Source organism: Pseudomonas sp. R4-15, from assembly GCF_055768815.1.
The window spans coordinates 4,306,056-4,329,094 of the sequence record NZ_CM147293.1 but is presented as its reverse complement, the minus strand read 5'-3'; the positions used below and the strand labels follow the sequence as shown (position 1 = coordinate 4,329,094).

Genomic DNA, 23,039 nt, shown 5'->3' with positions numbered 1-23,039 from the left:
GTATAGGGCCTGCTGCATCCGATAGTGCATCGCCGAACCGACGACAGCGCGTGAGTAAAGATCGAGGACGACGGCCAGATACAGCCAGCCTTGGGCTGTCCGCACGTAGGTCATGTCCGAGACCCAGTGCCGATTAGGGCGATCCGAGGCGAACTGACGATCCAGGTGATTCGGGGCAATCGGCGGAGCAGGCCACGCGGATCTAGTTGGACGCTATCGGATCGTGAAAGCGCTGAAAGCCGCATATTTGCTGAGTTTCAGGCACAAAAAAGACGTCCGAGGACGTCTTTAGTTGGTTGTTTGGTGGAGCCGGGGGGATTTGAACCCCCGTCCGCCAGCTCTCCACTATCGGTTCTACATGCTTAGCCAGCTCTACTGAGTTAACTCCGCGCCGCCCGAGTGGCAGGGTGCTTGGAGCGAGCTGCATGAGTTTTAGCCGTTACGTCTGCAGCGAACTTGGCGGCGATCCTGTTCTATCTGACGGTCTTTTCGGGTTTACAGGCATCCCCTCGAGACCGCTGGAGCCGAAGCTACCAGAGAAGGTTAGGCGGCTAGCGCGTACCCTTCGTAGTTGTCGTCGTTGGCAACTATAAGTTTGCAACAGTGGATTTACGAGTACTGTCACCTACTCGGCATGCCCCTCAAGCTTCGCTACCGGCGTCGAATCCTAATCGGCCCCAATGCACGTCTTGAGTGCGAGTCGCGCAGTCTACGCCATTCCGAGGGTGGCGTCGATGCAATGAAGCGCCTGCGCGTATTTCCTAAATGCGGGCGCCTGTCTTGGTGTCAAGTCAGGCGCCCGAACCGGACTCAGCCGCCGGAGCCGGTGGCACCGCCGGTGGCACCATCGCCGCCGGGCGTCTGCAACAGTTGCAGGGCCTGGCCGGAAGCTGCGATGCAGCTCTCGGTGTCGCCTGCCGCTTTGGCGCTCATGGCTTCCTTCTGCAGGTCCTTGACCTGACCCTCCAGGGGCTGGCCCAGGGTGGCGCTCTTGGTGGTCATGGTGTCGTCGATTTTCTGCAGGTTCACATCGCAGAGGTCGTCGGCGGCAAACAGCGGAGTACTCATCAGGGCGGCGGTTAGGGCAATTGCAGCTCGTTTCATGGTGTTCTCCTCGGAAATTGAGATTCCATCGCAGGCCTTGCCGTGGGTGCTGGGACCTGTCGGCGGTGCTCGCCAAATGGAAGTGTCCGACCATCCTTTGACATCCTGTCTCCGTCCTAAGACGGTGGCGGACACGCGGGTCCGTGGTCTGCGGCCCGTTTCTTGCCGGGCTTGTAGAGATCGACTCTGGCGGTTGGCCAGGGGTTCACTTTTCCGGTTGAGTGGGCGAGGAGAGGGGTGTATCGAAGCGTGTCCGTGCCCCGCGAGGGGCACGGCGGGTGGCTCAGCGCTTGGGGGCGCTGACCCGGTCGAGCAGGTAGACCAGGGAGTGGTAGTCGATGCCGCCGTGGGCGGAAAGACCGATCTCGCAGGTGCGGCTGGTGGAAATACCTTCGTCGCACTGGCGCACGGCGTCCTTCAGCGTGCGCAGCGCGTGGGCGTTGAGCTCGGGGGTGGCGAAGCCCTTGTCGCCGGCGAAGCCGCAGCAATGAATGCCCTCGGGGATGACCACCTGCTTGGCGCAACGCCGGGCGATGTCGATCAATGCCTGGCCTTCGCCCAGGTGCTGGGTACTGCAGGTGACGTGTACCGCGATGGGCTTGTCCTGCGGGGTGATTTCCAGGCGATCGAGCAAGTGGCTGCGGATGAAGCGCACGGGATCATGCACGTCGAGGCGCTCGTCGCCCAGCTCCTGCACCAGGCGCAGGGTGCAGGGGCTGGTGTCGCAGTAGATCGGGTCGAGCCCGCCGCGGCTGGCCTCGAGCAAGGCGTCCAGGGTCTCCTGGCGCTTGCGTTCGGCCTGCTCGAAATACCCCTTGGAAGCGAACGGCTGGCCGCAGCAGAGGCTGTCCAGTTTCTCCGGGAAGACCACCTGATACCCGGCCTTCTCCAGCAGTGCGCGGGTCTTGTCGATCAGCGGGACCTGCTCGTTGTCGCCGGCAGCCGGGCCTGTGGCGCGGGAGATGCACGAGGCCAGGTAGACCACCCGCGGACGCGCATCTACCGCGGCCTTGGGCAGGTTCAGTCGGTACAGCGGTTGCGGCATGGCTGGACTCCACTGCGGCAGGCGTCCGTCGCTCCAGCGGCTCAGCGCCGCGCTGACCTTGGTCAGGCGCGGTGCGCCGAGCAACAGACGCGCGCCATTGGCCACGTGCAGGGTGACACGGCCGGCATGCATCGCCGTCTGGAAGTGTTCGGCCAGCCAGTCGGCCAGGCGCGTGCGCGTGGCGTCGACGCTACGCAGCTTGCGCACCAGGTCGCCGGTATTGATGCCCACGGGGCAGCGCTGGGCGCACAGGCCGGTGGCGGCGCAGGTCTCCACGCCCCGGTAGGCGTAGTCCTCGCGCAGAGCGGCATTGTCCTTGCCGGCGCGGTTGCCGGCCTGGATGTCGCGCCACATCACGATGCGCTGGCGCGGCGTCAGGGTCAGTCCGTTGGATGGACAGACCGGTTCGCAGAAGCCGCACTCGATGCACTTGTCCACCAGTTCGTCCGCCGCCGGCATCGGCTTGAGATGCTTCAGGTGGATCTGCGGGTCTTCGGAGAGCACCACGTCGGGGTTGAGAATGCCGTTCGGGTCGAGCAGGCGCTTGAGCGACCACATCAGTTGATAGGCGTCGTGTCCCCATTCCATCTCGACGAAGGGCGCCATGTTGCGTCCGGTGCCGTGCTCGGCTTTCAGCGAACCGCCGAACTCCACCGCCACCAGTTGCGCCACGTCCTGCATGAAGGCTTCGTAGCGCTGCACCTGGGCGGGATCGTCGAAGCCCTGGGTGAAGACGAAGTGCAGGTTGCCCTCCAGCGCATGGCCGAAGATGATCGCCTCGTCGTAGCGGTGTTTCTCCAGTAGCCCGATGAGGCGATTGACGCCCTCGGCGAGGCGTTCGACGGGGAAGGTCACGTCCTCGATGATCACGGTGGTGCCGGTGGGCCGCACCGCTCCGACTGCCGGGAAGGTGCCTTTGCGGATCGCCCACAGCTGGCCGTAGACCACCGGGTCTTCGCTGAAGTCCACCTGCTGCTCGACCGGAAACTCGGCCAGCGCCCCACGGATCAGCCCCAACTGCTCATGCAGCAGGCTTTGCGTCGCGGCGCGCGACTCGATCAGCAGCGCGCAGGCGCCGTCCGACAACCCGCTCACCCACTCGGGCATGCCTGGCTGCTGCTGAACCGAGCGCAGGCTGCGGCGGTCGAGCAGTTCCACCGCGTCCACCGGTTGCTGCTTGAGTACAGGGACCGCGCGGCAGCAGATCTCGACGTCCGGAAAGACGATCAGCGCGCTGGCCTTGTGCGGGTGCTCCGGCACGGTGTCGTAGGTCACTGCGCTGATGAAGCCCAGAGTGCCCTCGGAGCCGACCATCAGGTGGCTGAGGATATCCAGCGGCTCGTCGTAGTCGACCAGCGCGTTGAGGGACAGCCCGGTGGTGTTCTTCAGTCGGTACTTGTGCCGAATCTTCGCGGCCAGTTCGGTGTCGGCGCGGGTCTGCCGGCCCAGCTCGGCGAGGCGTTCGAGCAATTCGCCATGGCTTTCCCGGAAGGCGGCGATGCTGGCCTCGTTCTCGGTGTCGAGCAGGCTGCCGTCGGCCAGCACCATGCGCATGCCGGCCAGGGTGTGATAGCTGTTGTGCGCCGTGCCGCAGCACATCCCGCTGGAGTTGTTGGCGACGATGCCACCGATCTTCGCGGCATTGATCGACGCCGGGTCAGGGCCGATCTTGCGCCCCAGGGGCGCCAGCCAGGCGTTGGCCTGGGCACCGATAACGCCGGGTTGCAGGCGGATCTGCGCGCCGCCGTGGCGGATCTCCCGGCCATTCCAACCGTCGCCGAGAACCACCAGTACCGAGTCCGAGACGGCCTGCCCGGACAGGCTGGTGCCGGCTGCGCGGAAGGTCATCGGTACGCGGTGTTGCTGCGCGAGCTTGAGCAGGGCGACCACTTCCGCCTCGTTTTCCACCCGCAACACCAGCTTGGGAATCAGCCGGTAGAAGCTGGCATCGGTGCCGTAGGCGAGGGTCGAGAGCGGGTCGTCGAAACGGCGTTCGCGGGGAATCAGCCATTGGACGGCATCGAGGAATTCGGCCGGAAGGGCGGCGGGCGCGTTCATGCGGGCTCCACGGTAGGAAGGGCGAGCGGCCGCGTCGGCGCCTGGCGCCGCGCGGCTCTACGGGTCAGGCGGCGGGGCCCAGTTCGCGGACCAGTGAGTCGGCGCTGATCTCGGCGATCGACTTGGCGCCGGTGAGCACCATGGCTACGCGCATTTCCTTCTCGATCAGGTCGAGCAGGTTGGCGACCCCGGCCTCGCCGTCAGCGGCCAGGGCATAGGCGAAGGCGCGGCCGAGCAGCACGCTGTCGGCGCCGAGGGCGATCATGCGCACCACGTCGAGGCCGTTGCGGATGCCGGAGTCGGCGAGGATCTTCAGTTCGCCCTTTACGGCATCGGCGATCGCCGGCATGGCGCGGGCGCTGGACAGCACGCCGTCGAGCTGGCGGCCGCCATGGTTGGAAACGATGATGCCGTCCGCGCCGAAGCGCACGGCGTCGCGGGCGTCTTCCGGGTCGAGGATGCCCTTGATGATCATCGGGCCTTCCCAGAAGTCGCGTATCCACTGCAGGTCCTGCCAGGAGATCGACGGGTCGAAGTTGTTCGCCAGCCAGCCGATGTAGTCGGCCAACCCCGTGGGGTGACCCCGGTAGGTGGAGATGTTGCCCAGGTCGTGGGGCTTGCCGTTCAGGCCGACATCCCAGGCCCAGAACGGGTGGGTCATGGCCTGCAGTACGCGGCGCAGCGGCGCGTTCGGGCCGCTCATGCCGGAGTGGGCGTCGCGGTAGCGGGCGCCGGGGGTGGGCATGTCCACGGTGAACACCAGGGTGGTCACTCCGGCGGCCTTGGCGCGCTCCAGGGCGTTCTTCATGAAGCCGCGGTCCTTGAGCACGTAGAGCTGGAACCACATGGGCCGCTTGATCGCCGGGGCCACTTCCTCGATCGGGCAGACCGATACGGTGGAGAGGGTGAAGGGAATGCCCTTGGCGTCGGCGGCGCGTGCCGCCTGGACTTCGCCACGGCGGGCGAGCATCCCGGTGAGGCCGACCGGCGCCAGCGCCACCGGCATCGACAGGGTTTCGCCGAACAGCTGGGTCTGCAGGCTCAGCTCGGACATGTTGCGCAGCACGCGCTGACGCAGGGCGATGCCGGCCAGGTCCTCGACGTTGCGCTTGAGCGTGTGCTCGGCGTAGGCGCCGCCGTCGACGTAGTGGAACAGGAACGGCGGCAGCTTGCGTTGGGCCGCGGCGCGATAGTCGGTAGAGGCAGAGATGATCATGTATTCACACCGATGGTTGAGGGCTCGATCGTCTGGTCTGGGCTTGCCGCATCATGCACGATGCCCCGCCGCAGCGGGGCATCGTGCATTCGAGCGTTAGACGCCGACCAGCGGGTCGCTGATGCCGAGCAGGTAGATGGCCACCAAGCCGATCAGGCCCGTCGCCAGCACGTAGTACAGGGTAGGCCAGACGGTCTTGCGCAAGGTGACGCCCTCGCGTCCGAGCAGGCCCACCGTGGCCGAGGCGGCCACCACGTTGTGGATCGCCACCATGTTGCCAGCCGCGGCGCCGACCGCCTGGATCGCCACCATGATCGCTCCGGAAACCCCCAGGCTATGCGCCACGCCGTACTGGAACTGGCTGAACATCATGTTGCTGACGGTGTTCGAGCCGGCGAGGAAGGCGCCCAGGGCACCGACGCTCGGCGCCAGCAGCGGATAGATGCCACCGACGCTGTCGGCGACGAAACGCGCCATGGCGATCGGCATGCTCGGCAGGTCGCCGGCATTGACGCCCGAGTTGATCAGAATACGCACCATCGGCACGGTGAATAGCAGGACGAAGCCGGCACTGAGCAGCACGCTGGAGGATTCCTTCACCGCCGCTTTCAGCTCGCTGGCACGCATGCTGTGCAGGAAGAAGGTCGCCAGTACGACGATCACCAGGATGCCGCCCGGCAGGAACAGCGGCTGGATGCCCGCGGATACACCGGCTTCACCAAGGATGTTGGAGAAGTTGATGGACACCGACTTGAGCAGTCCGCCGACCTGCGGGAAGACCCGGCTGATCACCAGCAGCGCACCGACCAGTACATAGGGCAGCCAGGCGCGCAGGCCGCTCATCGGACGTGCGGCGAGTTCGTCGAGCTTCATTTCCACGCTGCCCAGCCATTCGCTCGGCCATTCGCGGGCGTCGGCGAAGTCCCAGGTGGTCTTCGGCGTGAGGAAGTTGTGGCGTGCCGCGGTGGTGACGATCCCCAGGCCGATCAGGCCGCCCAGCAGGGAGGGGAATTCCGGGCCGAGCAGTACGCCGGTGATGACGTAAGGCACGGTGAAGGCGAGACCGGCGAAGAGCGCGAAAGGCAGCACTTCGAAACCGGCCTTCCAGCTTTTCTGCTTGCCGAAGAAGCGCGTCAGCATCAGCGCCATGACCAGCGGCATCACCGTGCCGACGATGGCGTGGGTGATCGCCACGCTGCTGGTGATCTGCTGCAGGAAGGCATTCCAGGACGACCCCTGAGCCAGCAGTTGCTCGCTCAGGGTAGCGCTGTCCAGGCCGCTGGTGACGCCGACCACGATCGGCGTACCGACCGCGCCGAAGGAGACCGGCGTGCTCTGCACGAGCATGCCCATCAGGACGGCGGCCATCGCCGGGAAGCCGACCGCGACCAGCAGCGGGGCGGCGATCGCCGCGGGCGTGCCGAAGCCGGAAGCCCCTTCGATGAAGCAGCCGAACAGCCAGGCGATGATGATTGCCTGGACGCGTCGATCAGGGCTGATGGTGGTGAAGCCGGCACGGATCGCGGTGATCCCGCCGGAGTGCTTGAGGGTGTTGAGCAGCAGGATCGCGCCAAAGATGATCCACAGCAGGCCGATGGTGATGACCAGGCCCTGCAGGGTGGAAGCGATGATGCGGGTGAAGCTCATGTCCCAGACCAGCAGGCCGATAGCCGCGGTGAACAGGTAGACCACCGGCATGGCGCGACTGGCGGGCCAGCGCAGTCCGATCAGCAGGACGGCGGCGAGCAGGATGGGTGCGAAGGCGAAGAGTGCGAGTATTCCCGGGTTCATGGCGTGCTCCCCGGTCAGTGGCGCGCAAGCGCGTATACGAAGGTGAACGGGGACGCGGGCTGGGTCGACAGCATGGTTTCCTCACGAATCTTGTTTGAGTTGTCGTGTGTGATCGCTAGAATTGGTAAGACCAATTTACAGCGCGATGACCTCAGAGTAAGAGCCGGCTCCTTCTAGCGTCAATATGGGGGGCTCATACTTTGGTCTAGTCCCTTTGCGTTGCGGCGGCTGTAGGCTTGCCCGGACGTGCAAGGCACGAAGGGTGGATGGTCATACCAGTGGGAATGAACGGCATGGAAATAGGGCAGATTCGCCAGCGCAGGCTCTCCGACGATATCGTCGAGCGACTGGAGACGATGATCCTCGAAGGTACCCTGAAGGCGGGGCAGCGGTTGCCGGCCGAGCGTGTGCTCGCCGAGCGCTTCGGTGTGTCGCGACCCTCGCTGCGCGAGGCGATCCAGAAGCTCGCCGCGCGTGGCCTGCTGAGCAGTCGCCAGGGAGGCGGGACCTATGTCGCGCAGGGGCTCGGCTCCACTTTCAGCGATCCGCTGCTGCACCTGCTGGAGAACAACAGCGACGCCCAGCGCGACCTCCTCGAGTTTCGCCACACCCTCGAAGGTTCCTGTGCCTACTATGCGGCGCTACGTGCTACGCCCCTGGACCTGCAGCGCCTGCGCGAAGCCTACGACACGTTGCAGGCCTGCTACGCCGGCAGCATGCGGGTGAGCCGCGCGGAGGAGGGGGAGGCGGACGCCAGTTTTCACCTGGCCATTGCCGAGGCCAGCCACAATGCGGTGCTGCTGCACACCATTCGTGGGCTGTTCGATTTGCTCAAGCGCAACGTGGTGACCAACATCGGCGGGATGTACGCCCAGCGCGGGGAGACCCGCGACATGCTCATGACCCAGCACAGCGCACTGTTCCGGGCGATTGCCGAGGGGCGCGCGGAAGAGGCGCGGGACGTGGCGCAACAGCACATCGACTACGTGCAGGAAGTGCTCGACGAAGCGCACCAGGAAGTCGTGCGCACGGCACGTGCGCAGCGTCGTCGGGAGGGCTGAGAGGTCTTCACGGTCTCGTTCGAGCCGCTTCAAGGCTGCTCGGCCGAGGTGCGCTCGATGGTGAACAGGTCCGGACGACTACTCGGCCTTGCCCTTGTTGCGGATCGCGCGCTGGATCTCCCGGTCGGAGTCGCGCTGGCGCTCGGTGTCGCGCTTGTCGAACTGCTTCTTGCCCTTGGCCAGTGCGATGTCGCACTTCACCAGGTGCTTCTTCCAGTGCAGTGACAGCGCCACGCAGGTGTAGCCCTTCTGCTGTACGGCACCGAACAGGCGATCCAGTTCGCGCTTGTTCAGCAGCAGCTTGCGGGTGCGCGTGGGGTCGGCGATCACATGGGTACTGGCGGTGGTCAGCGGCGTGATGTGGCAACCCATCAGCCAGGCTTCGCCATCCTTGAGCAGGACGTAGCTGTCCACCAATTGTGCTTTGCCGGCGCGCAAGCTCTTCACTTCCCAGCCGGCCAGGGCCATGCCGGCCTCGAATTTCTGGTCGATGAAAAAGTCGTGCAGCGCTTTCTTGTTAAGCGCGATGCTGCCCTGCGGATGTTTATTTTGCTTGCTCATAGGCGGCGCATTATAGGGTGTCGCCAGACGCCTGGCGACAGCTGCGTGCGTTTGTCCGCTTGAGGCGGGTGGCTCGATCCCGGACAATGCCCGGTCTTTTTTCGGCCGGCCATCGCGCCGGCCATTTTCCGGGCCGTAGCGGGGCAGACAGCTGCTCCCTGCCCTTCTTTGCAGATCATGGATATGGGCATGGGCAGCGAAAAAGTTTCCATCCACGGTACCTGGGCCAGCCGCTGGATCTTCGTCCTCGCGGCCACTGGCTCGGCGGTGGGCTTGGGCAATATCTGGAAGTTCCCCTACATGACCGGCGTCTACGGCGGTGGGGCGTTCGTCGCCATGTACCTGGTGTGCATCGTGCTGGTCGGCATGCCGATCATGCTCGCTGAAGCGGTCATCGGTCGACGGGGTCGGCAGAGTCCGGTGAACGCGCTGCGCAGTCTGGCCGAGCAGGCGGGGGCGACGCCGCGCTGGTCCTGGGCGGCGCTGCTGGGGATGTTCGCGGCATTGCTGATCCTGTCCTTCTACAGCGTGGTGGCCGGCTGGTCGCTGGACTACATCGTCGGCATGGCCCGCGGACGTTTCACCGGCATCGATGCGCAGGGGGCTGGCGCTGCGTTCGGCGCGCTGACCGCCGATCCCTGGCGGCTCACGCTCTGGCACAGCCTGTTCATGGTGCTGACCGCGGTGGTCATCGCGCGCGGCGTGGTGGCTGGGCTGGAGAAGAGCCTGCGGGTGATGATGCCGCTGCTGTTCGTGCTGCTGCTGGTGCTGCTGGGCTACAGCTTCACGACCGGGCACTTCCGCGAAGGCTTCGACTTCCTCTTCCATTTCGATGCGTCGAAGATCCTGCCCGGCGTGCTGGCAGCGATGGGACACGCGTTCTTCACCCTCAGCGTCGGGGTCGGCTCGATCATGGTCTACGGCGCCTACATGCCGCGCCAGGCGTCGATCGGCGCCACCGTGCTGACCGTCGGCGTGCTCGATACCCTGGTCGCCCTGACCGCCGGTCTGGCGCTGTTTCCCATCGTCTTTGCCGGTGGCATGCAGCCGGGCGCAGGCCCGGGGTTGATGTTCGTCACCCTGCCCATCGCCTTCGGCAACATCGCCTTCGGGCAATGGATGGGCCTGGTGTTCTTCGTGCTGGTGCTGGTCGCCGCATGGACGTCGTCGATCTCCATGCTCGAGCCGGCGGTGGCCTACCTGGTGGAGCGCAGCGGCCGTAGCCGCGCCCAGGTGACCGCGGTTCTGGCGCTGTTCTGCTGGCTGCTGGGGATGGGCACGGTGCTTTCTTTCAACCTCGGGGCCGAGGCCAAGTTCTTCGTGTTTGGCGAGGATGGCTTCCATCTGTTCCAATGGGGCGCAGCGGGTGGCCGCAATTTCTTCGACAGCATCGACTACCTCACCAGCCGTCTGATGTTGCCGCTCGGCGGGTTGGCCTTCGTGCTGTTCGCCGGCTGGGTAATGGGCCGCGGTGCGTTGCGCGACGAACTCTCGCTGCGTTCGCCAAGGCTCTTCCCGCTCGTGCTCTGGGTCATGCGGGTCGTTGCGCCGTTGGGCGTGGCGGTCGTGTTCGTGGCCGAACTCATCAAGTGAAAGGTTTCGCATGACGACGCATATCCAACGCTCAGCACTGCTGCCGTACCCCGCCCAGGCGCTCTACGATCTGGTCAACGACGTGCCGAGCTATCCGCAGTTCCTGCCCTGGTGCTCGGCCAGTGAAGTGCTGGAGGTGGACGAGGAGCACATGCGGGCCGCATTGACGGTGGCCAAGGGAGGCATCTCCCAGCGCTTCGTCACGCACAATCGACTGCAGGCCGGAACGGGTATCGTCATGGAGCTGGAGGAAGGCCCCTTCACCCAGCTGCATGGCGTCTGGACCTTCAAGGCGCTGACCGACAAGGCCTGCAAGATCAGCCTCGATCTCTCCTTCGACTACGCCGGGCCGCTGGTCAAGGCGACCCTCGGACCGTTGTTCAACCAGGCGGCGAATACCCTGGTGGATGCCTTCTGCCAGCGCGCCAAGCAGCTGTATGGCTGAGGTCACGGTCGAGGTGGTGCTCGCCCTGGCGGACCGCCAGCGTCTGCTGCGCCTGAGCCTGCCTGCCGGCAGCGATGCCCGCACGGCGGTGCTCGCCAGCGGCTTGCAGGCGGAATTTTCCGAGCTGGATCTCGTCCATGCCCCGCTGGGGCTGTTCGGTAAGCGCTTGCCGGCACCGGAGCGGTACGTGCTGGAAGAGGGGGATCGGATCGAGGTCTATCGGCCGCTACTCGCCGATCCCAAGGAGGCACGCCGGCGACGTGCCGAGCGGGCGAAAGAGGCGCGCTGAACGCACAAAAAAAGACCGCCCAAGGGCGGTCTTTTCATACCCGATTTCCTCAGGCGTCGACGGGCTGCTCGCTGCCCAGGTGCAGGCGCGCGTTGCTCGCCCGGCTGACCTCGCGGTACAGCTCGGCATCCTCCTGCAGGGCCTGCTCGCGGGCCGGGAAGATCTCCGCCAGTTTGCTTGCCCAGGCTTGCGAACGGGTCTGTTCGGGGAAGCAGCGCTCGAGCAGGTCGAGCATGATCGACACGGTCACCGAGGCTCCCGGAGAGGCACCCAACAGCGCGGCCAGGCTGCCGTCGGCGGCCGAAACCAGCTCGGTGCCGAATTGCAGCACGCCACCCTTCTTGGCGTCCTTCTTGATGATCTGCACGCGCTGCCCGGCGATCTCCAGGCGCCAGTCCTTGGGATCGAGCTGCGGATAGAAACGGCGCAGTGCATTGAGGCGGTCGTCCATGGACTGGCGTACTTCCTTGATCAGGTAGCGTGTCAGGTCCAGGTTGTCGCGCGCCACCGCGAGCATCGGCAGGATGTTCGCCGGGCGCACGGAGAGCGGCAGGTCGAGCAGCGAGCCGCTCTTCAGGAACTTGGTGGTGAAGCCGGCGTAGGGGCCGAACAGCAGCGACTTCTTGCCGTCCACCACGCGGGTATCCAGGTGCGGAACGGACATCGGCGGCGAGCCCACGGCGGCCTGGCTATAGACCTTCGCCTCGTGCTGGCGCACCACCTCGGGGTTGTCGCAGCGCAGCCACTGGCCGCTGACCGGGAAACCACCGTAGCCCTTGCCTTCCTCGATGCCCGAGGCCTGCAGCAGGGTCAGGGCGGCGCCGCCAGCGCCGAGGAACACGAAGCGCGCCTGCACCTGGCGTTCGCTACCGTCGGTGCTGGACTTGATACGCACGCGCCAGCCACCGTCGCGGCGTTCCAGGTCGACCACTTTCTGGTTGTAACGCACCTCGCTGGAGGGGCCATTGTCCAGGTGCGAGAGCATGCCCTGGGTGAGCGCGCCGAAGTTGACGTCGGTGCCCTGTTCCACGCGGGTGGCGGCGATCTTCTGATCGGCCGGACGCCCGGGCATCATCAGCGGCATCCACTGCTCCAGGGTGGCCTTGTCCTCTGTGTACTGCATGCTTTCGAAGGCATGGTGCCCACGCAGCGCCTCGAAGCGGCGGCGCAGAAACTCGACGCCGGCCTCACCCTCGACATAGCTCAGGTGCGGGATGGGGCTGATGAAGTCGTGCGGGGCGAATGCGCCGCGGTCGACCAGGTGCGCCCAGAACTGCTTGGACACCTCGAACTGGGCGTTGATGTGCAACGCCTTCTGGGTGTCGATTTCGCCGTCCTTGCCCTGCGGGGTGTAGTTCAGCTCGCAGAGTCCGGCGTGGCCGGTGCCGGCATTGTTCCAGGGGTTCGAGCTTTCCGCGGCGCCGCTGGCCATGGCCTCGACCAATTGCAGGCGCAGTTGCGGATCGAGCTCTCTGAGCAGGGTCGCCAGGGTCGCGCTCATGATGCCGGCGCCGACCAGCAGAACGTCAACGGTTTCGATTTCGGTATGTGCCATCAGGCGTCTCCAGGATTCGCGATACCAGGGGCCGCACCGATGCGCGTCAGGCGGCCAGGGGGGAGGGCTGCGGCCCACTCCATGGGTTCAGGTATTGAGCGAATGTCCCGGCGGCGCGCCGCTGGTGATGGTGCGTGTTTCAGGCACGAAAAAGTTCATGTTTGCTCGCCACACTCTCGTGAAGTTGTGAATAACCGTCTCTTGCACGCTCTTTTGGAGTCGTGAACCTCGAAAAGGGTCGCTCTGCCACCGACCGCCCAGGGACTGACGCGGTGGCGCGTTGGCCTCGAGGGTGATCCGAGGACGCAACGGGCGGTTGCGGAGCGGGCGGTCTGCCTGGCGGCAGCACGATAGTGGCGGCTCTCTGTGGGCCTGAGCGCGGCGAGTGGAAGGGGGGCAGCAGGGGCAATGCGGAAAAGGCTTTTCCGGTAGCGCCCGGCGTATCCTCGATCCAACACCTGGCGGGGGAACCCGATCAGGAGACGTCCTTATAATCGGGTGCCGAGTATACCGGCGAAATTGCCGCAGTGGCGCGGTTGGTGAGGTTTTCTTAGCCGATGGTCTTATGTCGATGTTCCCCTTCGTCTTGTGAAGCAGGCAAGATGCCCGTGCAATCCTGCGTAAGGGAGTCACCATGTCCGATCTGTTCACTCGGGCGAGCAGCCCCGAAGAGGCCGTCGATCTGCTCGCGGCCCTGCATGGCAAAGCCACCGGGGCATTGAGCCAGGCGCTCAAGCGTTATCTGAAGGACCGCGTCGAACCGGACGCCACCGAGCGTGCGCTGTTTCGCTATCCGATGCTGCGCCTGACCTACCACTGCCACGGTGAGGTGCCTTCCACCACCCGTGCCTACGCCAAAGTACAGACGCCTGGCGTCTACCGGGTCACCGTTACCCAGCCGGAGGCGTTCCGTCGTTACCTGCTCGACCAACTCGGCCCGCTGATGAGCGACTTCAGCGTCGAGGTCGAGGTCGGCCCCAGCGAGCAGAACATTCCCTACCCCTACGTCGTCGAGCAGGGCGACGAGCTGGCCGGCACCGGCGTGACCGCCTCGGCGCTGGCGCGGGTGTTCCCCAGTACCGACCTGTCCGCGGCCACCGATGCGATCGCCGACGGTCTCTACGACTGGACCGATTCCGACGCGCTGCCGTTGGCGCTGTTCGATGCCGCGCGTACCGATTTCTCGCTGCGCCGCATCATCCACTACACCGGTAGCGATTGGCGCCACGTGCAGCCTTGGATCCTCCTGACCAACTACCACCGCTACGTCGACCAGTTCATCCGCTATGGCCTGCAGCGCCTGCACGAGGACGAGCGTTTCGTGCGCATGGTGTTGCCGGGCAACGTGATCATCGAGCGCGGTACGTCAGAGCAGGATGCCCAGCAGATCGCCGATGCGGTGGTCTGGCATCGCTACCAGATGCCCGCCTACCACCTGATTGCCAACGATGGCCACGGCATCACCCTGGTGAACATCGGCGTCGGCCCGTCCAACGCGAAGAACATCACCGACCACCTTGCCGTGCTGCGTCCGCACTGCTGGCTGATGATCGGTCACTGCGGTGGCCTGCGGCAGTCGCAGAACATCGGCGACTACGTGCTGGCGCACGCCTACATGCGCTGCGACGGCATTCTCGACCGGGTGCTGCCGCCGCACATTCCGATCCCCGCGCTGGCCGAGGTGCAGCAAGCCCTGCAGGAAGCCGCGGCGCAGGTCACCGGCGACCAGGGCGAGGCGCTCAAGCAGCGCTTGCGCACCGGCACCGTGCTGACCTACGACGACCGCAACTGGGAATTGCACTGGGCCCACGAGCGACCGCTGATCAACCTCTCGCGCGCCGTCGCGGTGGACATGGAGAGCGGCACCATCGCCGCCCAGGGCTATCGCCTGCGGGTGCCCTATGGGACCTTGCTGTGCGTGTCCGACAAGCCGCTGCACAGCGAGATCAAGTTGCCCGGCTCGGCCAATGCGTTCTACCAGCGTGCCGTCAGCCAGCATCTCACCATCGGCATCGCCGCGCTCGACCTGATGCGCAGTCAGCTCAACTCGCTGCACTCGCGCAAGCTGCGCAGCTTCGACGAGCCGCCGTTCCGCTAGGCACGACTACACCCCCGGCCGTCGCTCAGAGCGGCGGCTGGGGGCCGACGAAGCGGCTCCAGCGGCGGTCCAGCAACTGCTGCTTGAACACCTCCAGCACATCCACCAGCAGGGCTTCCAGCGCATAGCTGTGCTCCGGGGCTTCCTGCAGCCAGGCGTCCAGCAGGCTCTGTGACAGGCGTTCGGCGAGGTGCGCGGCCTGCGGCTCGCGCAGGCCGCGGGCGCTGGCTTCGAGCAGGCGCCGGGCAATGTCCGCCAGGGTTTCCTCCAGCGCATCCGCCACCCGTCCGCCCATCGGCAACTGGCGCAGGTTGCGTAACTGTGGCGATTCGCCGACCGCCTGGTGGATCACCCGGCCCACGTAGCCTTCCAGGGCGCCCCGATTGCTTCGATAGCCCTCATCGAGCATGCCCTGCAGACGTCGGGCGATGTCCGCCGCGAGGGCGCCGCGGCGTGGGCGCACCACTTCGTCGAGGATGCGTCGCGAGAGGTCGTCGGTGCTACCGAGTTCCTGCTGCAGGCGACCGAACAGCTTGACCATCACCCGGTCCGAGAGCTCTTCGAGCAGTAACTGGTAATAGCGGTCGAGGAGGCGGTACAGCGCCCAGTTGCGCAGGTCGATCACTCCCAGGCGCTGCAGGCGCAGCAACAGCACGCCGATGCGCAGCACGCGCAGCCAGCGCAGGCCGGCCAGCGGGATGCAGCCGAGTACGTCGTACCAGTGGGCGAACGGATAGTAGTACCAGCGCGCATAACGCCGCTCGTAGAGCGCCACGCCCCAGCCGAGCAGGACGTCGACGACGAACAGCGCGACGAATGCCAGGTCGATCTGCAGGAAGCGTGCATGGACGGCATGCGCGTACCAGCGCTCGAAGTCCGGCGAAAGACTCGCCAGCGCCTGACGGAAACCCCCGAGCAGGTACAGCGAGTCGAACAGCAGCAGCGCCAGGTTGGCCGCCAGCGCCAGCAGCACCAGCGCTTCCCAGGCTGCGTGGAGGGCCTCTCGGCGGCGTGGTTCAGGCATGCGCCGGGGCCTCGGCGGCCTGCCAGAGGACTTCTTCGGCGCCCAGGCGGCGGCCGATCAGGCGGGCCGCGACGAACAGCAGGTCGGAAAGGCGGTTGAGGTAGGCCAGGCAAAGCGGTCGGACGCTTTCCTCCGCCGCCAGCGCGGCGAGCCGGCGCTCGGCGCTGCGGGCCCGGGCACGGCACACATGGGCCTGGGCCACCGACCGTGGCCCCCCGGGGAGAATGAAATTGGTGAGCGGCCCCAGTTCCTCGTTCCAGTGATCGATGAGCGCTTCCAGACGCTGCACCTCGCCCTCCTGCAGGGCCTGGTACTCGGGCATCGCCAACTCGCCGCCGAGGTCGAAAAGGCGGTGCTGGCAGGGTGCGAGTGCGCTCGCGACCTCGGCCTGGGCGGGGCCCCCGGCGAGTTCGGCGAGCAGCAGGCCCAAGTCGCAGTTGAGGCTGTCGACCTCGCCGATGGCCTCGATGCGAGGATGGCTCTTGGCGACCCGGCGGTTGCCCGCCAGGCCGGTTTCACCGGCATCGCCGGTACGGGTATAGATTTTCGACAGGCGATTGCCCATGTCCGTTTTCCTAGCTGGAAGCGATGAGCGGCAGGCGCAGGGTGAACAGCGTGCCTTGGCCAAGGGTGGATTGCACTTCCATCTGGCCCTTGTGGTTATTGGTGATGATGAAATACGAAACCGACAGGCCCAGTCCGGTTCCCTGGCCGATTTCCTTGGTGGTGAAGAACGGCTCGAAGATGCGCTTGCGCGTGGCCTCGGGGATGCCCACGCCGTTGTCCTCGACCTGGATCTCCGCCCAGGGCGGGCTGCAGCGGGTGCGCAGGACGATGCGCCCGGGGCGCTCGTCGTCGCGCTGGTGGATCGCCTGGGCTGCGTTCTTCAAGAGGTTGAGCAGCACCTGCTCGAGTTCGTTGGCGATGCAGGGGACCTCCGCCAGTTGCGGGTCGAATTCACGGACCAGGTCTATGCCGCGGAAGTCGAAACCGTCGGAGAGGTCGAAGTCGTTGCCGGCGATCTCCACCGCCTGGTCGATCACCGCCGGCAGCGGACAGGCCTGCAGCTCGCGGTTGCTGCGCCGGCTGAAGGCGAGCATGTGACTGACGATCTTCGCCGCGCGGCTGCCGGCCTGGTGGATGCCGTCGAGCAGTTGCGGCAGCTCGCGAGCCTCCAGGTAGCGATTCACCTGCTCCAGCGAGACCTCCAGTTGCTCGGCCACTTCCTGGTTCTTCGGCAACTCCGCCGACAGGCGTCGGCGAATGTTCTGGGTGTTGTGCAGGATCGCGCCAAGGGGGTTGTTGATCTCGTGGGCCATGCCGGCCGCGAGGCCACCGACCGAAAGCATCTTCTCCGACTGCACCATCATTTCCTCCAGCCCCAGGCGCTGGGTGATGTCGTCCAGGCGAATCACCGCGCCGCGCCCGGCGCTGCCGGTGAGCGGGTAGAAGGTGAGGGCGAAGAAGCGCGGCTCGTCGCCGGGCCAGGCGACCCGTTCGATGGTCTCCACGCGCTGACGCGAGAGGGTATCGCGCAGTTGCTCGAGATAGGGCTTGAGCGCGGGGAGGGCGAGGAACACCGGCTGGTTGAGCGCATCCTCCAGTGAGGTGCCGGAGAGTTCGGTGGCGGCCTGGTTCCATTGGGCCACGTAGAACTGCTCGTCCACGGCGATCAGCGCCGAGGGCATCGAGTCGATGATGTTGTTGAGGTACTTCTGGAAGCCGGTGAGCTTCTGCTCGATCTTGCTGCGCACCTGGACTTCCAGGGCCAGCTTGCGGTTCGACAGGCGGGTTTCCTCGGCGAGCCCGCGCGCTTGCTCGGAGGCGGCCTCGGCATCGTCACGGGCGCGCTTGAGCTGCTGCTCGCGGGCCTCGATACGCGAGAGCATGGTGTTGAAGGCCTCGGCCAGGCTGCCGATCTCGTCCTGGTTGCCGGGACGCGCGCGCAGCGCGTAGTTCTCTTCGCGGGTCACCTGGCGCGAAAGCTCTTCCAGGCGCCGGATGGGTTTGGTCACCAGGCGACGGATTTGCCGTGCGACTGCGACCCAGATCAGCAGGGAGAACGTCAGGATCACCAGACTGGCGGTCAGGGTGCCGGTATAGAACGCCCCCGGTAGCTCGCTGGAGGCGACCAGCAGCAAGGTCCCGGGGGGACCGTCCGGGCGTGGCAACTCGGCGATCAGGTTCACGCGGAATTCGCTGTTGCGCCAGCTTTCGAGATCCGCGGCGGTGTTCGGCAGTTCGATCTGCGGACCCTGGGTGAGTTGGCCGAGGCGGCGCCCGTCTGCCGCGTAGATCGCTGCCGCGCGCAGCGGCGCATAGTGCTCCAGGCGGCGCAGCAACTGGTTGGCAGCGGCGGGGGAGGCGAGCGCGTCGTCGCTCAGTGAGGGTGAAGCGATCAGTGAGGCCAGTGTCTGTAGCGCCTGGGGCGCCATGCTCTGCTGGGAAATCCAGTAGGCCGCGCTGACGAAGGCCAGGTTGGCCACCACCAGCAACGTGGCCAGCACGACCAGTAGCGCGGCGAGCAGCTTGCGGCCGACGGGCAGGTTCTCCAGGCGCTGGCGAAGGGGCATGCGAGGGCTCGTTGGGCTATTCGTTACAGTGCTTCAGGGTAGCGAGGCCTCGCTCGCGGGGCCAGTTCCGCTTGCCGGATCAAACGCCGGGCAGACCGAGGGCGGCCAGATGCTGCCGCAGGCGCCGCTGCAGGGTTCGCAGGGCGGGCGCGCGCAGGGCCAGGCGGTCGGCTTCGGCGAGGGCGCGATCGAGCAGGTAGGCGATCTCCGTGCGACGCCCGGCGGTGACGTCCTGATGCATGGAGGAGTAGTTCAGCGCGGTGCCTTCGAGGACCTGGAACACGCGTTCCTCGAGGTCGTCCGCAGCGCTGGCGTCGAAGCGGGCGGCGAGCAGCGCACCCAGTTCGGCGATCAGCGGGCGCAGTGCCTGGGGGTACTCGCGCAGCGCGCCGTTGCGGCGGTCCAGCAGGACCGTGAGCGGGTTGATCGCGCAGTTCAAGGCCAGCTTGCGCCACTGGCGCCGTTCGATGTCGTTGCACCAGGCGGCAGGAATGCCGGCGAGCTGCAACTCCTTGAGCCAGGCCGGGGGTGGGGTGTCCGGCAGGCTGCCCAGCCAGTTCTCGCCACGACCGGCGAACACGTAGCGCCAGGGTGCATCGCGATAGGCGCCCTCGGTGGAAACGAGGCGCACGCAGTTCACCCGCGGTAATGCCGCCTGGACCTCTTCGGCGCTGCCCACGCCATTCTGCAGCAACAGCACCTCGGCTTCCGGCGCCAGGCGTGCGGCCAGAGCTTGCGCCGCCTCGCCGGCATCATAGGCCTTGCAGGCGAGCAGCAGCCGACGAATGGGCGGGCCGGCGCGGCTAGCGCTCTCGGCGATCAGCGGTACCTGGCTGGCGATGCCGTCCTCGATCAGCGTCAGGCCACCGCAGGCGCGATATTCGGCCAGGCGCGCATCGCGTAGCAGCAGGCGTACCGGTAGTCCGGCACGGGCCAGGCGCGTGGCCCAGAGGGTGCCCAGGCTGCCGGCGCCGAGGACGTGCCAGGTGACGGAGGGGGAGGACATGATGGTGGCAGCTCGATGCGGGGGAACAGCGGTTATAATGATCGGCTTTCGCAATCGTCAAGCCGGCTGCCTGTCCGGCGCCAATGGGAGATGTTCAATGCCGTCATTCGACGTGGTTTCCGAACTCGACAAGCACGAGATGACCAACGCCGTGGACAACGCGATGAAGGAGCTCGATCGTCGCTACGACCTGCGCGGCAAATGCAGCTTCGAGTTCAACGACAAGACCGTGACCATGACCGCCGAGGCGGAATTCCAGCTCGAGCAGACGCTGGAAATCCTCAAGCTGGCGATGGTCAAGCGCAAGATCGACATCCAGTGCCTGGAAGTGAAGGATCACTACGCCTCGGGCAAGGTGGTCAAGCAGGAGGTCGTCATGCGTGAAGGCATCGACAAGGACCTGGCGAAGAAGATCGTCGCGCTGATCAAGGACTCCAAGTGCAAGGTGCAGGCCGCGATCCAGGGCGAGCAGGTGCGCGTCACCGGCAAGAAGCGCGACGACCTGCAGGAGGTCATCGCGCTGCTGCGCGGCGCGGAACTGGGCATGCCGCTGCAGTTCAACAACTTCCGCGACTGAGTGCGAGGCGCTGCGACGCCCGCGGTTCTGCGCCAGAGAAAGCCCGTCGATGACGGGCTTTTTCATTCCGATTCGCCTTGGACACGCGCCCGCGCAGAGCGCGCTTGCCTGACGCCCGCACGTATCGGGGAGGGGATGTTCGCTGCGGACTTTGCCTCTTCATATGGATTTCCGTATATTCGGATTTCCGTATATTCGTGTGCTCGCTATGAATCCTCACGAACTGTTCAAGTGCCTGGCCGACGAGACCCGCGTGCGCATCGCGCTGATGCTGGCTGGCGAAGGCGAGCTCTGCGTGTGTGAACTGGTCTGCGCTCTGCGGCAGAGCCAACCGAAGATCTCCCGTCATCTGGCGCAGTTGCGAGCGAGTGGCCTGCTGCTGGATCGACGGCAGGGGCAATGGGTCCACTATCGGATCAACCCGGATCTGCCGGATTGGGCGCGGGAGGTGCTGCAGGCCACACTGGCTGCCCATGGGGACTGGCTTGGCGCCGATCGCGAACGCCTCGCGCTGATGGGTGAACGCCCGTTGCGCGTGGCCGCCTGCTGCTGAGACGGAGGTCGCATGCTCGTCGCACTGGCCATTTTCGTCTTCACCCTGGTACTGGTCATCTGGCAGCCGCGCGGCCTGGGCGTCGGCTGGAGCGCCGCACTGGGTGCGACGCTGGCACTGCTTGCCGGCGTCGTCGGCCTGGCCGACATTCCGGTGGTCTGGGGCATCGTGTGGAACGCCACGGCGACCTTCATCGCCATCATCATCATCAGCCTGTTGCTCGACGAGGCCGGTTTCTTCGAGTGGGCGGCGCTCCACGTGGCGCGTTGGGCCGGCGGCAGCGGTGCGCGGCTGTTCGGTTTCAGCGTGCTGCTGGGGGCGGCGGTGGCAGCGGTGTTCGCCAACGACGGCGCCGCGCTGATCCTCACACCGATTGTGGTATCGATGCTGGTGGCGCTGCGCTTCTCGCCAGCGGCCACCCTGGCCTTCGTCATGGCGGCGGGCTTCATCGCCGATACCGCGAGCCTGCCGCTGGTGGTCTCGAACCTGGTGAACATCGTCTCGGCGGACTACTTCGAGCTGGGCTTCGGCGAGTATGCGGCGGTGATGCTGCCGGTCAACCTGGTCAGCGTGGCGGCCAGCCTGGGCATGCTCTGGTGGCTGTTCCGGCATGACATCCCGGCGAACTACGAGCTGGCCTCGCTGAAGGCGCCGCAAGAGGCCATCCGTGACCGCGCGACCTTCCTCGGCGGTGGCTGCGTGCTGCTGGCGCTGCTGCTCGGACTGTTCGCCCTGGAGCCGCTGGGCGTGCCGATCAGCGTAGTGGCGGCCCTCTGTGCGGCGGTGCTGCTGGTGATCGCTGCGCGTGGCAAGACGATTTCCACCGGGCGAATCTTGCGTGGCGCACCCTGGCAGGTGGTGGTGTTTTCCCTGGGTATGTACCTGGTGGTCTACGGGTTGCGCAATGCCGGGCTAACCGATCGACTCACCGTGCTGCTCGATGGCCTGGCCGGGCACGGTCTGTGGGCCGCGGCGCTGGGCACCGGGCTGCTCAGCGCGTTGCTCTCCTCGGTGATGAACAACATGCCCAGCGTGCTCATCGGTGCGCTGTCGATCCACGCCAGCGAAGCCAGCGGCGTGGTCCGCGAGGCGATGGTCTACGCCAACGTCATCGGCTGCGACCTGGGTCCGAAGATCACCCCCATCGGCAGTCTGGCGACCCTGCTCTGGCTGCACGTGCTGGCACGCAAGGGCATCGTCATCGGCTGGGGCTATTACTTCCGCGTCGGCATCGTTCTCACGCTGCCGGTGCTGCTGTTGACCCTGTCGGCATTGGCCTTGCGCCTGAGCCTCTGAGACGCCGCGGAGGCGACTGTGAAAATTCTCTTCATGTGTACTGCCAATAGCTGCCGCAGCATCCTCTGCGAGGCATCGTTCAACCACCTGGCGCCGCCGGGTTTCCAGGCTGTCAGTTCCGGTGCCTTCCCCGGTGGGCGGGTGCTACCGCGTACCTTGCAGACCCTGCAGGCGGCTGGCATCTCCACCGAAGGTTTGTCCAGCAAGGGCAACGACGCCTTCGCCGAAAGCCCGCCGGACATCGTCATCACTGTCTGCGACCAGGCTGCTGGCGAACCCTGCCCGGTCTACTTCGGTCCGGCGCTCAAGGCGCACTGGGGGCTGCGCGACCCTTCGGCGGTCGAGGGCTCGGAAGCTGAGCTTCGCGCGGCTTTCGAAGCCACCCTGGCACGCATAGAACGTCGCTGTCGGGCGTTCTTCGGATTGCCCTTCGAGCGCCTGACGCGTGACGAACTGGCGCGCGAGCTGCAACGCATCGCGACGCTCTGATCCAGGAGTTTCTTGTGTCCCACGAACTACCGAACCTCGATGAAAGCCTGCTGCGCGAGCCGCAGGCCGACGCGCCGGCGCCGCGCATCCTGCTGCTGTACGGCTCCAACCGGCCGCGCTCGTTCAGCCGGTTGCTGGTGCAGGAGGCCGCACGGCTGTTGCAGCGCTTTGGCGCGCAGACGCGGATCTTCGATCCCGCCGGCTTGCCGTTACCCGATGACGCGCCGGCCGATCACCCCAAGGTGGTCGAGCTGCGCGAGCTGATGCAGTGGTCCGAAGGCCAGGTGTGGTGTTCGCCGGAGCGCCACGGGGCGATGTCGGCGGTGTTCAAGGCGCAGATCGACTGGGTGCCGCTGGCGCTCGGCGCGGTGCGCCCGACCCAGGGCAAGACCCTGGCGCTGCTGCAGGTATGCGGCGGCTCGCAGTCGTTCAACGTGGTCAACCAGTTGCGCGTGCTGGGACGCTGGATGCGCATGTTCACTATCCCCAACCAGTCTTCGGTGCCCAAGGCGTTCCTCGAGTTCGACGAGCACGACCGCATGAAGCCGTCGTCCTACTACGACCGCCTGGTGGACGTGATGGAGGAACTGGTGCGTTTCACCCATCTGCTGCGTGATCACCCGGAGCTGGTGGACCGCTACTCCGAGCGCAAGGAGTCGGCTGAGGCGCTCTCGCAGCGGGTCAACCAGCGCTCGATCTGAGCGC

The 23,039-nt window shown here is 66.1% G+C and carries 20 protein-coding genes, 1 other RNA gene and 1 pseudogene; 10 read left to right on the top strand and 12 right to left on the bottom strand.

Annotated features, from left to right (window positions below):
- Positions 1 to 15: 15 nt before the first annotated feature.
- The 6 genes and pseudogenes from ACYRGX_RS20870 to ACYRGX_RS20845 all read right to left on the bottom strand — a co-directional run.
- Positions 16 to 177, bottom strand: a pseudogene (locus ACYRGX_RS20870) (DDE-type integrase/transposase/recombinase); the annotation flags it as partial.
- Positions 178 to 301: 124 nt separating this feature from the next.
- Positions 302 to 679: a transfer-messenger RNA gene (gene ssrA, locus ACYRGX_RS20865) on the bottom strand.
- Between the two features lie 131 nt (positions 680 to 810).
- Positions 811 to 1,104, bottom strand: a complete 294-nt coding sequence (locus ACYRGX_RS20860) for a hypothetical protein (protein WP_473054333.1) — start codon at positions 1,102 to 1,104, stop codon at positions 811 to 813.
- Positions 1,105 to 1,387: 283 nt separating this feature from the next.
- Positions 1,388 to 4,207: an FAD-binding and (Fe-S)-binding domain-containing protein gene (locus ACYRGX_RS20855; RefSeq protein WP_473054332.1), complete on the bottom strand. Its 2,820-nt coding sequence runs from the start codon at positions 4,205 to 4,207 to the stop codon at positions 1,388 to 1,390.
- A gap of 64 nt (positions 4,208 to 4,271) precedes the next feature.
- The gene (gene lldD / locus ACYRGX_RS20850; protein WP_473054331.1) at positions 4,272 to 5,423 is read right to left on the bottom strand and encodes an FMN-dependent L-lactate dehydrogenase LldD; all 1,152 of its coding nucleotides are present in this window, start codon (positions 5,421 to 5,423) and stop codon (positions 4,272 to 4,274) included.
- 96 nt (positions 5,424 to 5,519) lie between these two features.
- Positions 5,520 to 7,214 carry an L-lactate permease gene (locus ACYRGX_RS20845; RefSeq protein ID WP_473054330.1) on the bottom strand — a complete coding sequence of 565 codons (1,695 nt, stop codon included), beginning with the start codon at positions 7,212 to 7,214 and terminating at the stop codon, positions 5,520 to 5,522.
- 293 nt (positions 7,215 to 7,507) lie between these two features.
- Between ACYRGX_RS20845 and ACYRGX_RS20840 the strand changes: the two genes are divergently transcribed.
- Entirely contained in the window at positions 7,508 to 8,275 is a 768-nt protein-coding gene (locus ACYRGX_RS20840) for an FCD domain-containing protein (RefSeq protein ID WP_473056746.1), read from the top strand.
- 78 nt (positions 8,276 to 8,353) lie between these two features.
- Here ACYRGX_RS20840 and smpB read toward each other — a convergent pair whose 3' ends face one another.
- Positions 8,354 to 8,836, bottom strand: coding sequence for an SsrA-binding protein SmpB (gene smpB / locus ACYRGX_RS20835; RefSeq protein WP_473054329.1), 483 nt, complete (start codon positions 8,834 to 8,836; stop codon positions 8,354 to 8,356).
- Positions 8,837 to 9,025: 189 nt separating this feature from the next.
- On the opposite strand from smpB, the gene ACYRGX_RS20830 reads away from it, so the two are divergent.
- From ACYRGX_RS20830 to ACYRGX_RS20820, 3 genes are read left to right on the top strand one after another with little or no spacing between them, the layout of a single operon-like run.
- Positions 9,026 to 10,429, top strand: coding sequence for a sodium-dependent transporter (locus tag ACYRGX_RS20830; RefSeq protein ID WP_473054328.1), 1,404 nt, complete (start codon positions 9,026 to 9,028; stop codon positions 10,427 to 10,429).
- Between the two features lie 10 nt (positions 10,430 to 10,439).
- Positions 10,440 to 10,874, top strand: coding sequence for a type II toxin-antitoxin system RatA family toxin (locus tag ACYRGX_RS20825; protein ID WP_473054327.1), 435 nt, complete (start codon positions 10,440 to 10,442; stop codon positions 10,872 to 10,874).
- A complete protein-coding gene (locus ACYRGX_RS20820) occupies positions 10,867 to 11,163 on the top strand; it encodes an RnfH family protein (RefSeq protein ID WP_473054326.1) in 297 nt (98 codons plus the stop codon). Before ACYRGX_RS20825 ends, ACYRGX_RS20820 begins: the two co-directional genes overlap by 8 nt.
- A 49-nt stretch (positions 11,164 to 11,212) precedes the next feature.
- On the opposite strand, the gene mqo is transcribed toward ACYRGX_RS20820, so the two are convergent.
- Positions 11,213 to 12,718 (bottom strand): malate dehydrogenase (quinone), encoded by a 1,506-nt coding sequence (mqo, locus tag ACYRGX_RS20815; protein WP_473054325.1) that lies wholly within the window; start codon positions 12,716 to 12,718, stop codon positions 11,213 to 11,215.
- A 634-nt stretch (positions 12,719 to 13,352) separates the two neighbouring features.
- Here mqo and amn point away from each other — a divergent pair.
- A complete protein-coding gene (gene amn / locus ACYRGX_RS20810; RefSeq protein WP_473054324.1) occupies positions 13,353 to 14,816 on the top strand; it encodes an AMP nucleosidase in 1,464 nt (487 codons plus the stop codon).
- A 25-nt stretch (positions 14,817 to 14,841) separates the two neighbouring features.
- On the opposite strand, the gene ACYRGX_RS20805 is transcribed toward amn, so the two are convergent.
- The 4 genes from ACYRGX_RS20805 to ACYRGX_RS20790 form a co-directional block, all read right to left on the bottom strand.
- A complete protein-coding gene (locus ACYRGX_RS20805; protein ID WP_473054323.1) occupies positions 14,842 to 15,840 on the bottom strand; it encodes an ion transporter in 999 nt (332 codons plus the stop codon).
- Positions 15,833 to 16,405 (bottom strand): cob(I)yrinic acid a,c-diamide adenosyltransferase, encoded by a 573-nt coding sequence (locus ACYRGX_RS20800; RefSeq protein ID WP_473054322.1) that lies wholly within the window; start codon positions 16,403 to 16,405, stop codon positions 15,833 to 15,835. Before ACYRGX_RS20800 ends, ACYRGX_RS20805 begins: the two co-directional genes overlap by 8 nt.
- Before the next feature lie 10 nt (positions 16,406 to 16,415).
- Positions 16,416 to 18,413: a sensor histidine kinase gene (locus ACYRGX_RS20795; RefSeq protein ID WP_473054321.1), complete on the bottom strand. Its 1,998-nt coding sequence runs from the start codon at positions 18,411 to 18,413 to the stop codon at positions 16,416 to 16,418.
- Positions 18,414 to 18,492: 79 nt separating this feature from the next.
- Positions 18,493 to 19,419, bottom strand: a complete 927-nt coding sequence (locus ACYRGX_RS20790) for a putative 2-dehydropantoate 2-reductase (protein ID WP_473054320.1) — start codon at positions 19,417 to 19,419, stop codon at positions 18,493 to 18,495.
- A 97-nt stretch (positions 19,420 to 19,516) separates the two neighbouring features.
- Between ACYRGX_RS20790 and ACYRGX_RS20785 the strand changes: the two genes are divergently transcribed.
- The 5 genes from ACYRGX_RS20785 (at position 19,517) to arsH (ending at position 23,035) form a co-directional block, all read left to right on the top strand.
- Entirely contained in the window at positions 19,517 to 19,996 is a 480-nt protein-coding gene (locus ACYRGX_RS20785; RefSeq protein WP_473054319.1) for a YajQ family cyclic di-GMP-binding protein, read from the top strand.
- 208 nt (positions 19,997 to 20,204) lie between these two features.
- Positions 20,205 to 20,549 (top strand): metalloregulator ArsR/SmtB family transcription factor, encoded by a 345-nt coding sequence (locus ACYRGX_RS20780; protein ID WP_473054318.1) that lies wholly within the window; start codon positions 20,205 to 20,207, stop codon positions 20,547 to 20,549.
- A gap of 12 nt (positions 20,550 to 20,561) precedes the next feature.
- Positions 20,562 to 21,845: an arsenic transporter gene (locus ACYRGX_RS20775; protein ID WP_473054317.1), complete on the top strand. Its 1,284-nt coding sequence runs from the start codon at positions 20,562 to 20,564 to the stop codon at positions 21,843 to 21,845.
- 18 nt (positions 21,846 to 21,863) lie between these two features.
- Positions 21,864 to 22,334: an arsenate reductase ArsC gene (locus ACYRGX_RS20770; RefSeq protein ID WP_473054316.1), complete on the top strand. Its 471-nt coding sequence runs from the start codon at positions 21,864 to 21,866 to the stop codon at positions 22,332 to 22,334.
- 14 nt (positions 22,335 to 22,348) lie between these two features.
- Positions 22,349 to 23,035, top strand: a complete 687-nt coding sequence (gene arsH, locus ACYRGX_RS20765) for an arsenical resistance protein ArsH (protein ID WP_473054315.1) — start codon at positions 22,349 to 22,351, stop codon at positions 23,033 to 23,035.
- Positions 23,036 to 23,039: the final 4 nt, after the last annotated feature.